The organism is Streptomyces sp. NPDC021100, assembly GCF_044333095.1.
In the GTDB taxonomy this organism is placed as follows: Bacteria; Actinomycetota; Actinomycetes; order Streptomycetales; family Streptomycetaceae; genus Streptomyces.
Genome location: NZ_JBIRQH010000005.1, coordinates 334062 through 349127, shown reverse-complemented (window position 1 = coordinate 349127; position 15066 = coordinate 334062). Strand labels below are relative to the sequence as shown.

Here is a 15066-nt window from a genome sequence, read left to right as displayed (position 1 = left end):
GACGCGCGACTGAGACCCTCGCCACCCATCCGACGTTCCGCCGCGCCACTCGGGGTGATCACGCCTGAATCAGGTGAGGATGGAGGGATGGGATTCCATGTCGATTCCGAGGCCGGGCGGCTGCGGCGGGTCATCCTGCACCGCCCGGACCTGGAGCTGAAGCGGCTCACTCCGTCCAACAAGGACGCCCTCCTCTTCGACGACGTGCTCTGGGTCCGCCGCGCACGCGCCGAGCACGACGGCTTCGCCGACGTGCTGCGCGAGCGCGGCGTCGAGGTGCACCTCTTCCGGGACCTGCTGGAGGAGAGCCTGCGGGTGCCCGCCGCACGCACCCTCGTCCTGGACCGGGTCTTCGACGAGAAGGAGTACGGCCCGCTGGCGACCGGCCCGTTGCGCGCGGCCTTCGAGCGGATGCCCGCCCCCGAGCTGACGTCCTGGCTCGTCGGCGGGATGACCAAGCGGGAGTTCCTGGAGCGGCACGCCGAGCCCGTCTCCGTCCGCTTCCATGTGATGGACCTCGACGACTTCCTGATCAACCCGTTGCCCAACCACCTCTTCACCCGCGACACCTCCGCCTGGATCTACGACGGCGTGTGCATCAACGCCATGCGGTGGCCCGCCCGTTGGCACGAGACCGTGCACTACGAAGCGGTCTACCGGCACCACCCGATGTTCGCGGCGGACGACTTCCACATCTGGTCGGAGGGCCAGGCCGCCTACCCGTCGACCATCGAGGGCGGGGACGTGCTGGTCATCGGGCGGGGCGCGGTGCTGATCGGGATGAGCGAACGGACCACTCCGCAGGCCGTGGAGATGCTGGCCCACCGGCTGTTCGCCACCGGTTCCGCCCGGACCATCGTGGCGCTGGACATGCCCAAGCGCCGGGCCGTGATGCACCTGGACACGGTAATGACCATGGTCGACGGTGACACCTTCACCCAGTACGCCGGGCTGGGCATGCTCCGCTCGTACACCATCGAGCCCGGTGCCGGCGAGCGGGAGCTGAAGGTCACCGACCATCCGCCGGGCCATATGCACCGGGCCATCGCCGCGGCCCTGGGGCTGGACTCGATCCGGGTGCTCACCGCGACGCAGGACGTCCACGCGGCGGAGCGGGAGCAGTGGGACGACGGGTGCAACGTGCTGGCGATAGAGCCGGGCGTGGTCGTGGCGTACGAACGCAACGCGACGACCAACACCTTCCTGCGCAAGCATGGGATCGAGGTCATCACCATCCCCGGCAGCGAGCTGGGCCGGGGGCGGGGCGGGCCGCGCTGTATGAGCTGCCCGGTGGAGCGGGACCCCGTCGGATAGCGCGCGGTGCTGAACGGGACCCCGTCGGATAGCGCGTGGTCCGCGAGCGTGCACAGTGGGACTGGAGGGCCGGTGGATGCCCGTGAGACGATGAGTGCATAATATTGCGATCAAGCGCATAGAATTCCAGCGCGGAGGCGTTACAGGAACGCGCCGCATCCGGGAGTGCACGGCGCCCGGGAGCGCACGGCATTCGGAGCGCACGGCATTCAGGGAGTCCTCATGGCCACAGACCTCGCGGGCCGCGGCCTGCTCAAGGAGACGGATCTCAGCCCCGAGGAGTTCCACGCCCTCGTCGAGCTGGCCGCCGAACTGAAGGCGGCCAAGCGGGCCGGCACCGAGGTGCCCCGGCTGACCGGGCGCAACATCGCGCTGGTCTTCGAGAAGACCTCCACCCGCACCCGCTGCGCCTTCGAGGTCGCCGCCGCCGACCAGGGTGCCCGCACCACCTACCTGGATCCCGCCGGCTCCCAGCTCGGCCACAAGGAGTCCGCCAAGGACACCGCCCGGGTCCTCGGCCGGATGTACGACGCCATCCAGTACCGGGGGCACGCCCAGGAGACGCTGGAGGAGCTCGCCGCGCACGCCGGGGTGCCGGTCTTCAACGGCCTCACCGACATGTGGCACCCCACCCAGATGCTCGCCGACGTCCTCACCATCTCCGAGCACACCGCCAAGCCCCTGGAGCACGTGGCCCTCGCCTACCTCGGCGACGCCCGCTACAACATGGGCAACTCCTACCTCGTCACCGGTGCCCTGCTCGGCATGGACGTCCGCATCGTGGCCCCCGAGGAGCTCTGGCCCGACCCGGAGGTCGTCGAGCAGGCGCGGCGGATCGCCCGCTGGAGCGGCGCCCGCGTCACGCTCACCCAGGACGTCGCCGAGGGCGTGGCGGGCGCCGACTTCGTCGCCACCGACGTCTGGGTCTCGATGGGCGAGCCGCGCGAGGTGTGGGACGCGCGGATCGCGCTGCTCGCCCCCTACGCCGTCACCATGGACGTCCTCCGGGCCACCGGCAACGCGGCCGTGAAGTTCCTGCACTGCCTGCCGGCCTTCCACGACCTGGGCACCTCGGTCGCCCGGGAGATCCACGAGCGGCACGGCCTGACCTCCCTCGAAGTGACGGACGAGGTCTTCGAGTCCGTCCACTCCGTCGTCTGGGATCAGGCGGAGAACCGGATGCACACCATCAAGGCGCTCCTCGTGGCCTGTCTGGCCCGCCCCGAAGGGAAGTCCGCAGAGCCGGCGCTGCCCATCGCGCACTCATGACGACAGTCACACATCGGTGATAGCTTCGCCGGGCAGGCACCAGCCCACCCGGCTGAAGGAGGCCGCGCCCGATGAGCCCGTCGCACATGAGCCCGTCGCACCCGCCGCGCCCGTCGCACCCGCCCCACCCCACGAGTCCGGCCACAAGCCCGGTCGCGAGCCCGGCGAACCCCTTCACCGGCTCGGCGGCCACGACCGACGCATGGCGGCACCTGCGTCTGACCGTGGACTCCGGCGTCGCCACCGTCACCCTCACCCGCCCCGACAAGCTCAACGCCCTCACCTTCGGCGCCTACGCCGACCTGCGCGACCTGCTCCCCGAACTCGCCCGCGACGGCTCGATACGGGCCCTGGTCCTCGGCGGCGAGGGGCGCGGGTTCTGCTCCGGCGGGGACGTGGACGCCATCATCGGCGCCACGCTCGCCATGGACACCCGCCGGCTCCTCGACTTCAACCGCATGACCGGGCAGGTCGTCCGGGCCCTGCGCGAGTGCCCGTTCCCCGTCGTCGCGGCCCTGCACGGCGTAGCCGCCGGCGCGGGCGCGGTCCTCGCCCTCGCCGCCGACTTCCGCGTCGCCGACCCCACGGCCCGGTTCGCCTTCCTCTTCACCAAGGTCGGCCTCTCCGGCGGCGACATGGGCGCCGCCTACCTGCTGCCGCGCGTCGTCGGCCTCGGCCACGCCACCCGGCTGCTGATGCTGGGCGACACCGTCCGCGCCGCCGAGGCCGAACGCATCGGTCTGATCAGCCAGTTGGTGCCGGAGGGGGAGTCGGCCGACGCGGCCCTCGCCCTGGCCCGCCGGCTGGCCGACGGGCCCGCCCTCGCCCACGCCCAGACCAAGGCCCTGCTCACCGCCGAGCTCGACATGCCGTTCTCCGCCGCAGTCGAACTCGACGCCGCCACCCAGGCGCTCCTGATGAACAGCGCCGACTACGCCGAGTTCCACGCGGCGTTCACCGCCAAGCGGCCCCCCGAGTGGCGGGGCGTCTGACGTGCGCGTCGCGGTGATCGGCGGCGGGCCCGGCGGGCTCTATGCCGCCGCCCTGCTGAAGCGTCAGGACCCCGGGTGCGAGGTCACCCTCTGGGAGCGCAACGCCCCCGACGACACCTTCGGTTTCGGCGTCGTCCTCTCCGACGAGACGCTCGGCGGCATCGAGAGCGCCGACCCCGACGTCTACGCGGCGCTCCGCCGCTCGTTCGTCCGCTGGGACGCCATCGACGTCGTCCACCGGGGCCGCGCCCTGCGCTCCGGCGGCCACGGCTTCGCCGCGCTGGGCCGCCGGCGGCTGCTGCGGATCCTTCACGAGCGCTGCCGCGGCCTCGGCGTCGACCTGCGGTTCCGTACGGAGGCGCCGCCCGCCGCCGCACTCGCCCGCGGCCACGACCTCGTCGTCGCCGCCGACGGAGTCCACAGCGCCACCCGTACCGCCCACGCCGACCACTTCCGTCCGACCCTCACCACCCACCGCTGCCGTTACATCTGGCTGTCCGCCGATGTCGCCTTCGACGCCTTCCGTTTCGAGATCGCCGAGACCGGGCACGGCGTGATGCAGCTGCACGGCTACCCCTACGCCCCCGACGCGAGCACGGTGATCGTCGAGATGCGCGAGGAGGTCTGGCGCCGGGCCGGCTTCGACCGGCGCACGGAGGAGGAGACGCTCCGGGAGTGCGCCGCCCTCTTCGCCGACGCGCTGGGCGGGCGCCCCCTGCGCTCCAACCGCTCCGCCTGGACGGCCTTCCGCACCGTCGTCAACGCCCGCTGGTCGTACGGCCGTACGGTGCTGCTCGGCGACGCCGCCCACACCGCCCACTTCTCGATCGGCTCCGGCACCAAGCTCGCCGTCGAGGACGCCCTGGCCCTGGCCGGACGGCTCGTCGGGCCGGGCGGCCCCGGCGGTCCGGACGGCGTACCGGCGGCCCTCGCGGCGTACGAGGCCGAGCGGCGCCCGCTCGTCGAGTCCACCCAGCGCGCCGCCCGGGCGAGCCTGGAGTGGTTCGAGGAGCTGGAGTGGCGCCGGGACCGGACGCCGCGCCGGTTCGCCTTCGACCTCCTCACCCGCAGCCGCCGCGTCACCCACGACAACCTGCGGCTCCGCGACCCGGCGTTCGTCGCCGCCGTCGAGGCGGAAGCGGGCGTTCCGTCCGGCACCCCGCCCATGTTCACCCCCTTCACCCTGCGCGGACTGACCCTGCGCAACCGCGTCGTGGTCTCCGCCATGGACATGTACTCCGCCACCGACGGCACACCCGGCGACTTCCACCTCGTCCACCTCGGGGCGCGCGCCCTGGGCGGCGCGGGGCTGGTGATGACCGAGATGGTCTGCGTCAGCCCGGAAGGGCGCATCACCCCCGGCTGCACCGGCCTCTACACACCCGAGCACGAGGCCGCCTGGCGCCGGATCACCGACTTCGCGCACGCCTCGGCCCCCGGCACGGCCGTCGGCGTCCAGCTCGGCCACTCCGGCCGCAAGGGGTCGACGCGGCTGATGTGGGAGGGCATCGACGACCCCCTGGCGGAGGGCGGCTGGCCGGTGGCGGGTCCGTCACCGCTGCCGTACCGGCCGGGCGTCAGTCAGGTGCCGCGGCAGCTCGGCCCGTGCGAAATGGCTAATATACGGCAGCAGTTCGTGAACGCCGCCGCCTCCGCCGCCCGCGCCGGTTTCGACCTGCTCGAACTCCACTGCGCCCACGGCTATCTGCTCTCCTCCTTCCTCTCCCCGCTCACCAACCACCGCGACGACGCCTACGGCGGCGACCTTCCGCGCCGGCTCTCCTACCCCCTGGAGGTCTTCGACGCGGTACGCGCCGTCTGGCCCGCCGACCGCCCGATGACCGTCCGGATCTCCGCGACCGACTGGGCCCCCGGCGGCACGACCGCCGCCGACGCGGTGGCCGTCGCCCGCGCCTTCGCCGCCCACGGCGCGGACGCGGTGGACGTCTCGACGGGCCAGGTCGTCCCCGACGAGCGGCCCGCGTTCGGCCGGTCGTACCAGACGCCGTTCGCGGACCGGATCCGGAGCGAGGCGGGCGTCCCGGTGATCGCCGTCGGCGCCATCTCCTCCTGGGACGACGTCAACTCGCTGATCCTCGCGGGCCGCGCCGACCTCTGCGCCCTCGGCCGGCCGCACCTCTACGACCCGCACTGGACGCTGCACGCGGCGGCCGAGCAGGGGTACACCGGGCCGGGGGTCTGCTGGCCGGTCCAGTACCGGGCGGGCAGCCGGAGGCCGCCGGTCGGGCGGCGGGTGTAGGGGGGGGCGGATGTAGGGGGCGGGGGCGCGGGCTGCTGCGCTGCACGCGGGCGCGCGGGGAAGACCTGCGTCCGCTGAGCCGCGTCCGCTGACCCGTGCCCGCTGACCCATGCCCGCTGACCCGCGCCCGCCGAGCCGCTCCGCGCGCTCGTCCGGCTTGGGCGCACTTGTCCGGCCCGAGCACGTCCTCAGGAGCCAGGCGCCATAGGGAAACCCGGCACCTCTACGAAATCCCGGCGCCCATCACCCGTTTCACTCTCCCCCTTTCAGCACCCCCGCCACGAACTCGCCACCCGTATCCCGCAGTCTCCGATGCAACGCCGTGAACACCCGCGCCGACCGGACGCCCGGCCACCCCGCAGGCAGCACGGCCGCCGGCAGGCCCGGGTCGGCGTACGGCAGGCGGCGCCAGGAGTCGAGGGCCAGCAGGTAGTCCCGGTACGCCTCCTCGGGCGGCGTCGGGCGCCGCCGCGCCCAGCGGCGCAGCACCGGCTCGTGCACCTCCAGGAACGCGTGGTGCCGTTGGGCCAGCGCGTCCAGGTCCCACCAGCGGGCCACCGCCTCCGCCGTCGGCTCGAAGCCGAGGTGCCGGCCGCGGAACAGGTCGACGTACGGGGCCAGGCCCAGCCGGTCGAGCGTGTGCCGGGTTTCCTCATGCACATGCGCGGGGGCGATCCAGACGCCCGGCGCCGCCGTTCCGAAGCCCAGCCGGGACAGCCGCGAGCGCAGCAGGTGCCGCTTGTGCCGCTCCTCCTCGGGCACGGAGAAGACCGCCAGCAGCCAGCCGTGGCCGGGGTGGGCGGCGGGCCGGCCGAGGATCCGGCGGTCGCCGTCGTCCAGCAACTGCCGTGCAGCCTCCGAGAGTCCGTAGCCCGCCGCGCCGTCCGCCGTCCGGCCGGAAATCAGCAGGCCGCGCCGCTTCAGCCGGGAGACCGCCGACCGTACCGAGGGCGCGTCCACGCCCGCCGCGCCGAGCAGCCGGATCAGTGCCGCGACCGGCAGCGGGCCGGCCGGTCGCCCGGCGGCCCCGCGGCCGTACGCACCGTAGAAGGAGACGATCAGCGAGCGGGGGGTGGGGGACGGCTGGTGGTCAGTCACGGGGAAACTGTAAAGCGCCCGAACGCAGCCGGAACCGCTGGAGTTTGCCGGTGGGCGTGCGCGGCAGCGCGTCGAGGAACACGATCTCGCGAGGGCACTTGTAGGGGGCGATCTCCTTTTTGGTGAACTCCCGCAGGTCGTCGGCGGTGTGCCCGGTGCGCGGCACGCCGTCCCGGAGCACCACGTGGGCGACGACGACCTCGCCGCGCCGCTCGTCCGGCCGCCCGGTGACGGCCGCCTCCAGCACGTCGGGGTGGCGGAGCAGCGCCTCCTCGACCTCGGGGCCCGCGACGTTGTGCCCACCCGAGACGATCATGTCGTCGGCGCGGCCGAGGAAGGTGTGGCAGCCGTCGGGGTCCCGGACGTAGCGGTCGCCGGTGAGGTTCCAGCCGTTCCGGACGTACGTCGTCTGCCGCTCGTCCGCGAGGTAGCGGCAGCCGACCGGGCCGCGCACCGCCAGCAGGCCGGGCGAGCCGTCGGGCAGCGGCCGGCCGGCGTCGTCGACGATCCGGGTCTCGAAGCCGGGCACCGGGCGTCCGGTCGTGCCCGGGCGGGACGTCGCGCCGTCGGCGGCCAGGAAGATGTGCAGCATCTCCGTGGCACCGATCCCGTTGATCAGCGCCAGCCCGGTGGCCGCCCGCCAGGCGTGCCAGAGCGCGGCGGGCAGGTGCTCGCCCGCGGAGACGCATCTGCGGAGGGACGACGTGTCGTACGAGCCGATCCGGCCGAGCATCGCTCGGTACGCCGTCGGGGCCGTGAACAGCACGGACACCCGCTGCCGTTGGACGTCCGCGAGCAGCTGCCCGGCGCCCGACCAGCCGGCGAGGACGGCCGAGGCGCCGGCCCGCAGCGGGAAGACGAGCAGCCCGCCGAGGCCGAAGGTGAAGCCGAGCGGCGGGCTGCCGCCGAAGACGTCGTCGGGCCGGGGGCGCAGCACCCGTGCCGAGAAGGTGTCGGCGATCGCCAGGACATCCCGGTGGAAGTGCAGGCAGCCCTTGGGCGGTCCGGTGGTCCCCGAGGTGAACGCGATCAGCGCGACGTCGTCCGCCGAGGTCGCCACCGCGGCGTACGATGGTGGTTTCTTTGCCGCCAGCCGCAGCAGGTCGCCCGGCGAGCCGCCGCCGAACGGCGTCGTCCGCAGCCCGGGTACGGCGGCCTTGGCCAGTTCGCCGGTGGAGCGCGCGTCGCACAGCGCGTGCCGTATGCGGGCGATGCGGCAGATATCGGCGAGCTCGCGGGCGCGTTGGGCGTCGGGCACGGTCACGGCGACCGCCCCCGCCTTCATCACCGCCAGCCAGCAGGCGGCGAGGAGCGGGGTGGTGGGGCCGCGCAGCAGCACGCGGTTGCCGGGGACGACGCCCAGGTCGGTGGTGAGCGTGTGCGCGAACCGGTCGGCACGCTCACGCAGTTCGCCGTACGACCAGACGCTCCCGGCCTTGTCCCGCAGCGCCGGCCGGTCGGGACCCAGCCGTGCCGCGGTCGCGTCCAGCAGCTCGGCGCCGCAGTTGAGGCGGTCCGGGTAGCGCGGGACGTCCGGCCCGGACGTCAGGTCCGGCCACCGGCCGGGCGGCGGGAGGCTGTCGCGGGGGAAGGTGTCGACGTGGGCCGACGGCATGAGCTCCATGACGGGTCGCGCCCCCTCGTGCCGGGGAAGGGTGGAGGTGCGGGAATCGCCGGCGACGCGTGGGGGCCGGCGGAGGTGCGGGGAGGTCTTGCCAGCCGTACGGATGCGCTGCCAGCGTAACGAGACCGTGACGGCAGTCAACAGAGCGCGACAAGCGAACGAACGCTTCCGACCGGACGCTTCCGACCGAATGCTTCCAAACGAACGCTTCCGAAAGGACGGACGACGATGTCATCCCCACAAGGCGCCACCGAAGAACGCCCGCCGAGCCGCGCCTCACTCGTCTCGCCGGCCTCGCTCACGCCCGAACAGCGCGCCTGGACAGCCACCTTACGCACCTTGGCCGCCCGCCGGCTGCGCCCGCTCGCCGAAGCGGCCGAACCCGGACGCGTCAACCGGCCGCTGGTGGCCGCCCTCGGCGAACACGGCCTGCTGGCCAGGGTGTTCCCCGCCGACGGCGTGGTCCGCGCCGTCGACCTCTGCCTGCTGCGCGAGGCGCTGGGCCAGGAGTGCACCGAGGCGGAGACCGCCCTCGCCCTCCAGGGCCTGGGCGCGCACCCGATCGCCGCGTCCGGCACGGAGGCGCAACGCGCCCGCTGGCTGCCGGAGGTCGTCGCCGGACGGGCCGTCGCCGCCTTCGCGCTCAGCGAGCCGGAGGCGGGCTCCGACGCCGCCGCCCTGCGGCTGCGCGCCGAACCCGCCGGACCGTCGGAGCCCCCCGGCTGGACGCTGCACGGCGAGAAGCAGTGGATCTCCAACGCCCCGGAGGCCGACTTCTACACCGTCTTCGCCCGGACCCGCCCGGACGCGGGGGCGCACGGCGTCACGGCGTTCCTGGTCCCGGCCGACCGGCCGGGCCTCGGCGGCCGGCCACTGGACCTGATCGCCCCGCACCCCGTCGGGCTGCTCACCTTCGACGGCGTCCCCGTCGGCCCCGACGACGTCCTCGGCGAGGTGGACGGCGGCTTCGGCGTCGCCCTGCGCACCCTCGACCTCTTCCGCCCGAGCGTCGGCGCGTTCGCCGTCGGCATGTCCCGCGCCGCCCTGCGCGCCGCGCTCGCCCACGCCGCCGAACGCCATGCCTTCGGCGGCCCGTTGAAGGACCTCCAGGCCGTCTCCCACCAGCTCGCCGACATGGCCACCCGCACCGAGGCCGCGGCCCTCCTCGTCCACGCCGCCGCCACCGCCTACGACGCCGGCGAACCGGGCGTCGCCGGCCGCTCGGCCATGGCCAAGCTCTACGCCACCGAGACCGCCCAGTACGTCATCGACGCCGCCCTCCAGATCCACGGCGCCCGCGGCCTGGAACAGGGGCACCTCCTGGAACACCTGTACAGGGAGGTCCGGGCGACGCGCATCTACGAGGGCGCCACCGAGGTGCAGCGCACGATCATCGCGAGGGAGCTGTACAGGTGAGCGCGGAACGAGAGGAGGGCGACCCGGCACACCTGGACCGGCTCAACCCCCCGGAACTGTCCCCGCCCCGAGGCTTCTCCCACGCGGTGACGACGGAGGGCGGGCGCCTGGTCTTCCTGGCGGGCCAGACGGGCCTGGACGGCACGGGCCGCGTGGTCCCGGGCGGCCTGCCCGCCCAGTTCGAGCGCGCGCTGACCAACCTCCTCACCGCCCTCACGGCGGCCGGCGGCACCCCGGTCGACCTGGCCCGCGTCACGGTCTACACCACGGACGTCGCGTCCTACCGCGCCCGGGCCACGGAACTGGGCGCGATCTGGCGGCGTTTGGCGGGCCGCGACTACCCGGCGATGGCGCTGATCGGCGTCGTCCGGCTATGGGACGAGGAGGCACTGGTGGAACTGGACGGAGTGGCGGTGCTGCCGTGAAGCGGGGGGCGGGGAGGAGCGCCGGTATGCCCCGGCCCTCCTCCCCGCGTCCGTCACGGCCAGCCCTGCTTCACCTTGTCGGGAGCGGTGTTCCAGCTCTTGGGGATGAACGTGATCACGTAGGCGCCGCGGTCGAAGTCCGAGTAACCGGCGGACCAGTTCCGGAACTTGCTTTCGTACACGTGCATGGCGCCCAGGCTGCCATTGGGCGCGTGGTAGTGGTTGCCGTGGGTCCACACGGTCTGGCCGGCGTCCGCTTCCGTCTGCGCCCCGGACCATCCGTAGTCGAAATTGACGAAGGCTTCGCCCGGGCTGGTGGCGCTGCGCGGAATGTTCCTGTCCCGGGACATGTCGACCAGACCGGTTTCAGGATCGGGGCGGAACGCGTCCGGGTCGCCGTATTTCCGCTTGTCGGCGGAGCCCGACCGGTCCTGGCCGCTCCAGAAGTGCTTGGAGTAGATCACCGCCTTCATCTTCGACGGGTCGCCATTGCCGCCGTCCCGCTCCTTGAAGGACGGCGTGTTCCTCAGCGCCGTGAAGAGGGGCGAACGAGCGTCCTCCCGGCGTAAGGCGTCATTGCCGTTCGCCAGTTCCTTCCGGAGATTGTCGACGTACGCCCGCTCGTCGTGCGAGTTCTCCAGGGCCCTGTTCATGACGGCCGCCACATCACGCGCCCGCTGGAACCCCTTCTCCTCGTCGAAGCTGTCCTTGGCGACGCGTCCCTCGAACTCCGCCCGCGTCTCGCCGGGCCGGGGCCTGGAGTTCGTCACCGTGTTCCGGTACTTGTCCTCGTCGAAGGACGCGAAGGCCAGCCGGTTCGTCGGGTACTGCCCCGAATTCACCCAGGTGACGCCGACACAGCCGTAGGAGAGCCATTCCCGCTGCTCCTCGGTCATCTGCTGCTTCTGTCCGTCGCGCTGGCTGTAGACCTGCTGCCACTTGCGTATGTAGTTGTTGACGACCGTCTCGGCCCGTCCGTACGAGGGCCGGTACGGGTCGGGCATCCGGTCGAGCGGCTCGGCGGGCGGGGTGACCCTGTCGTCGGAATCGGGGGCCCGGAACGACGGGCCGGCGCCGGGGGCGGAAGGCGCACTGTCGTTCAGCGCGTTGATGTCGTCGACGTCGCTCACCGTCAGGCGGTACGTCTCGGCGTAGGACCGCTCCTTCCTCCCGGCGTCACCGCCGGCGGCCGCACTGGCCGACGGCATGAGCCCGGTGGTGCATATGACCGCGCTCAGGGTGGCGAGAACGAGAACTCTCGGGCGTTTGTTCATGGAAAGCGACAACTCCTCTGACACGGAAGGGGGGTGGAACGAGGCCGTGCGGGAGCACGACGCGGTGGAGGAGTTCGCGATGAGCCGCCGCTGCCGCTCAGAGAACTGGGAGATGGCGCGGAGGCCGCCACGCGCGTCCGAGGCGGCGGAACCGCCTCGCGGCGTGACCCTGCGAGAGGGCACAAAGGGACCTCGGGCGTAACACTTCTCGACTCCTGAACGAGTGATCGGACGGCGACGATCAGTGATCATGTCTCCACGTCATGCCCCTGGCAACACCAGGGCACGGAAACCGGCCACCTGTTCCAGGGCGGGGCCGGCAGGCCGGTCGCGCCCGGCCGGTCAGGCGGGCGACGAGCCGGTCAGTCGAAGGAGCGTCCGTACAACTGGGCCCGTGACGTGACTCCCAGCTTGGGGAAGATCTTGTAGAGGTGGTAGCCGACGGTGCGGGGGCTCAGGAACAGCCGGGCGGCGATCTCGCCGTTGCTCAGGCCCTGCGCGGCGAGCCGCATGACCTGGAGTTCCCGTGCCGTCAGCCGTTGTTCCTCGCCCTTGGGGGCGGCCGCCGCCGAAGGCTCCTGGGTGGGGCGGCCGCCCGCGGCCCGTAGTTCGGCGCGTGCAAGTTCCGACCAGGGCAGCGCGCCCACGCCGTCCAGTTGGACCTCGGCGAGACGCAGATGTTCGCGGGCCGGCTTGATGCGGCGATGGCGGCGCAGCCACTCGCCGTAGAGCAGATGGGTGCGGCCGGTCTCGAAGGGGGAGAGGCCGGTGTCGGCCAGCGCGCCCTGGAACAGGTCTTCCGCCTCCTCGCCGGTGGCGAGCAGGGCCTGGCCGCGGCGCCGGCCGGAGCGCAACTGCGGATGGTCCGCCGGCACCGGGTGGGCGGGGTCGAAGTCGGCCAGCACGCGGCGGGCGTGCTCGGGCTCGCCGGCTCTGACGCACGCCTCCACGAAGTCGGGCAGCACGATCCAGCGCAGCATGAAGTGCCCGGCGTCGCCCTCGGGGGAGCAGACCTCGGCCAGCAGCTTGGCCGCGTCCACGGGCCGCCCCTCGGCCAGGGCGTTAAGGCCCTGGGCCCAGTGGGCCAGGGCGATGGCGGAGGCGATCCGGCGGGGAGTGGACATCTCCAGCGACTCGCGGGCCAGTTCGTGGCAGCGGTCGCCGTCGCCCTGTGCCGCGGCCAGCCAGGCGAGCATCGCCCGAAGGTGGGAGGCGGCGCCCAACTGGCCGGTCTCCAGGGCCAGGGAGAGGGCCTCGGTGCCATGGGCGGTGGCGGTGGGCCAGGCGCCGGTGACGAGCTGGAGCGCCACGAGAGGGGCCAGGGACATCGGGAGGGAGCCGATCGCACTGTTGTCGCGCAGGGTGTCGACCGCATGCTGGTGGGCGTCGCGCAGGGGCTCGGTGGCGTGCAGGAGGTAGGGCAGGAAGGTCGGCGGCCACACCCACGGTCTGGGGTCGGTGCCGGACAGCCAGACGACGGGGATGTCCCTGCCGTCGGCGCCGGTCCGCCCGTCCGGCCCGCGGCCGTGCGCCTCCGGGGCCGGGCCGTCGTGGCGTGCGTCCGGGCCGGCGTCGTCGGCCAGCCCGGCGAGGTACCGAAAATGCGTCACGAAGCGGTCCCGGACGTCGGGCGCCACGACAGGAAGCCGCGCCAGCAGCCCGGCGATCTCCGCCAGCCGTGCCGGATCGTCGGCCACCCACGCCGACCGCGCCGCCATCACCAGGGTCTCGCAGGCCAGCCGGGGATCGTCCTCCCGTACGAGGCGTGCGCCCTCCAGCAGGATCAGACAGGCGACGGCCGGATCGCCGGAGGCATGGGCGATGGCCCCACGTACCTGGACGAGCCGGGCGCGCAGCGCGGGCACGTCCGCCAGCGGCTCGGCCTCGTTGAGGAGCGCCTCGGCCTGGGCGGTCTCGGCGGCCTTCCAGGCGCACTCGGCGGCGTCGACGAGCAGCCGGGCGCGGGCGCGTGGGGTGGAGGCCAGTGCGGCGGCCCGGCGCAGCGCCTTGACGGCGGTGGCCACACCACCGGTGCGCCGGGAGCGGCCGGCCATTCCGGCCAGCAGGTGCGCGACTCTGTCGTCGGGGCCCACCGCGGCGGCGGCCAGGTGCCAGATGTGCCGGTCGTCGCCCTCGCCCAGCGCGTCGGCCAGGGCGAGATGCGCGGCGCGCCGTTCGCCGAGCATCGCGCCCTGATAGACGGCCGAGCGGATCAGGGGGTGACGGAACCGGATCCGTTCCGGGTCCAGGAAGACCAGCCCCGCGGTGGCCGCGGCGGACAGCTCGTCCAGGGCGCGTTCGGTGTCCTCGGCGGCACGGACGATGACCGCCAGGTCGCCGTCGCCCTCGGCGGCGGTCAGCAGCAGGGCGTTGCCGGGCTTGGCCAGCAGGCTGGTGGCCCGGCAGAGGAATAGCCGCTGCAGCCGCTCGGTCAGCGGTAGTTCGTCGGGTAACGCCGCCGCGCCGCTGAGCTGTTCGGGGCTGAGGGCGGCGGACAGTTCGATCAGGGCGAGGGGATTGCCGCCCGCCTCCCGCAGCAGCCGCTCGCGTACCGCGGGTGCGGCCTCGGGCAGCAGGTGGGTGAGCAACGACCGGGCCGCGTCCGCCGCCAGGGGTGACAGGCGCAGGTCGGGCACCCCCTGCGCCGGAAAGGGCTGGGACCCGTCCCGTACCGCGAAGATCACCGCGACGCCTTCGGCGCCGAGCCGCCGGGCCACGAAGAGGAGGGCGTCGGCGGAGGGGGAGTCCAGCCAGTGGGCGTCGTCCACCAGCAGGAGCAGCGGTTCCGTGCGGGCCGCCTCCGACAGGAGTGTCAGCGCGGCGAGCGCCACCAGGAACCGGTCGGCGGGCGCGGTGTCCATGCCGAAGGCCGAGCGCAGCGCCGCGCTCTGCGGCGGCGGCAGCACATTGGTCGAACCGAGCAACGGGCGCAGCAACTGGTGCAGAGCGGCGAAGGGCAGCTCGGCCTCGTTCTCCACGCCGACGGTGGACAGCACCCGCACCCCGGGCCCGGCGTGCTCCGTGAGGTGCTGGAGCAGCGCACTCTTGCCCACCCCCGCCGGCCCGCGCAGTACGAGGGCGTGGCTGCGCCCCTGGCGTACGCCGGCGGTGACGTCCGCCAACCGCCTTAACTCACACTCCCGTCCGACCAGCATCGATGCTCCTTTCCCCGGGAGGCACTTTGTCATATGACGGATCCCTTTACTGATCAATTCGCGCCAATCCGGCCAGGATTGACGCACTTCCTCCGATTACCGGATCACCGGCCCCCGTCGACCGACAGATGCACGACCGTCCGGGGTCGGCGGAAGGTTGCTCTCGCGGCAGGCCCCAGGGGCGGCACCACGTCCGGGCCACCGCCGTCACCGGACCGTTCTCACGAGGAATGCACGCC

At 73.3% G+C, this 15066-nt stretch carries 10 protein-coding genes; 6 read left to right on the top strand and 4 right to left on the bottom strand.

The window, feature by feature from the left end; all coding sequences use genetic code 11:
* Positions 1-87 precede the first annotated feature (87 nt).
* The 4 genes from ACH4PU_RS13645 to ACH4PU_RS13630 all read left to right on the top strand — a co-directional run bounded on the left by ACH4PU_RS13645 (position 88) and on the right by ACH4PU_RS13630 (position 5835).
* The gene (locus tag ACH4PU_RS13645) at positions 88-1314 is read left to right on the top strand and encodes an arginine deiminase (RefSeq protein WP_398270772.1); all 1227 of its coding nucleotides are present in this window, start codon (positions 88-90) and stop codon (positions 1312-1314) included.
* A 222-nt stretch (positions 1315-1536) separates the two neighbouring features.
* Positions 1537-2583, top strand: a complete 1047-nt coding sequence (argF, locus tag ACH4PU_RS13640) for an ornithine carbamoyltransferase (protein WP_398270769.1) — start codon at positions 1537-1539, stop codon at positions 2581-2583.
* Positions 2584-2654: 71 nt separating this feature from the next.
* Positions 2655-3575, top strand: coding sequence for an enoyl-CoA hydratase family protein (locus ACH4PU_RS13635; RefSeq protein ID WP_398270766.1), 921 nt, complete (start codon positions 2655-2657; stop codon positions 3573-3575).
* Position 3576: 1 nt separating this feature from the next.
* Positions 3577-5835, top strand: coding sequence for a bifunctional salicylyl-CoA 5-hydroxylase/oxidoreductase (locus tag ACH4PU_RS13630; protein ID WP_398270763.1), 2259 nt, complete (start codon positions 3577-3579; stop codon positions 5833-5835).
* Between the two features lie 252 nt (positions 5836-6087).
* Here ACH4PU_RS13630 and ACH4PU_RS13625 read toward each other — a convergent pair whose 3' ends face one another.
* The gene (locus ACH4PU_RS13625; protein ID WP_398270760.1) at positions 6088-6933 is read right to left on the bottom strand and encodes a PaaX family transcriptional regulator C-terminal domain-containing protein; all 846 of its coding nucleotides are present in this window, start codon (positions 6931-6933) and stop codon (positions 6088-6090) included.
* Positions 6926-8557 (bottom strand): AMP-binding protein, encoded by a 1632-nt coding sequence (locus ACH4PU_RS13620; protein WP_398270757.1) that lies wholly within the window; start codon positions 8555-8557, stop codon positions 6926-6928. Before ACH4PU_RS13620 ends, ACH4PU_RS13625 begins: the two co-directional genes overlap by 8 nt.
* Before the next feature lie 228 nt (positions 8558-8785).
* Between ACH4PU_RS13620 and ACH4PU_RS13615 the strand changes: the two genes are divergently transcribed.
* Together ACH4PU_RS13615 and ACH4PU_RS13610 are read left to right on the top strand one after the other, a co-directional pair.
* Complete coding sequence (locus ACH4PU_RS13615) at positions 8786-9973, top strand: acyl-CoA dehydrogenase family protein (protein ID WP_398270754.1); 1188 nt, start codon at positions 8786-8788, stop codon at positions 9971-9973.
* Positions 9970-10398: a RidA family protein gene (locus ACH4PU_RS13610; RefSeq protein ID WP_398270751.1), complete on the top strand. Its 429-nt coding sequence runs from the start codon at positions 9970-9972 to the stop codon at positions 10396-10398. The genes ACH4PU_RS13615 and ACH4PU_RS13610 overlap by 4 nt, the downstream gene beginning before the upstream one ends.
* A 53-nt stretch (positions 10399-10451) precedes the next feature.
* Here ACH4PU_RS13610 and ACH4PU_RS13605 read toward each other — a convergent pair whose 3' ends face one another.
* Positions 10452-11672 (bottom strand): protein-glutamine gamma-glutamyltransferase, encoded by a 1221-nt coding sequence (locus ACH4PU_RS13605; RefSeq protein WP_398270749.1) that lies wholly within the window; start codon positions 11670-11672, stop codon positions 10452-10454.
* 362 nt (positions 11673-12034) lie between these two features.
* Positions 12035-14827 carry an AAA family ATPase gene (locus ACH4PU_RS13600; protein ID WP_398270746.1) on the bottom strand — a complete coding sequence of 931 codons (2793 nt, stop codon included), beginning with the start codon at positions 14825-14827 and terminating at the stop codon, positions 12035-12037.
* Positions 14828-15066 lie beyond the last annotated feature (239 nt).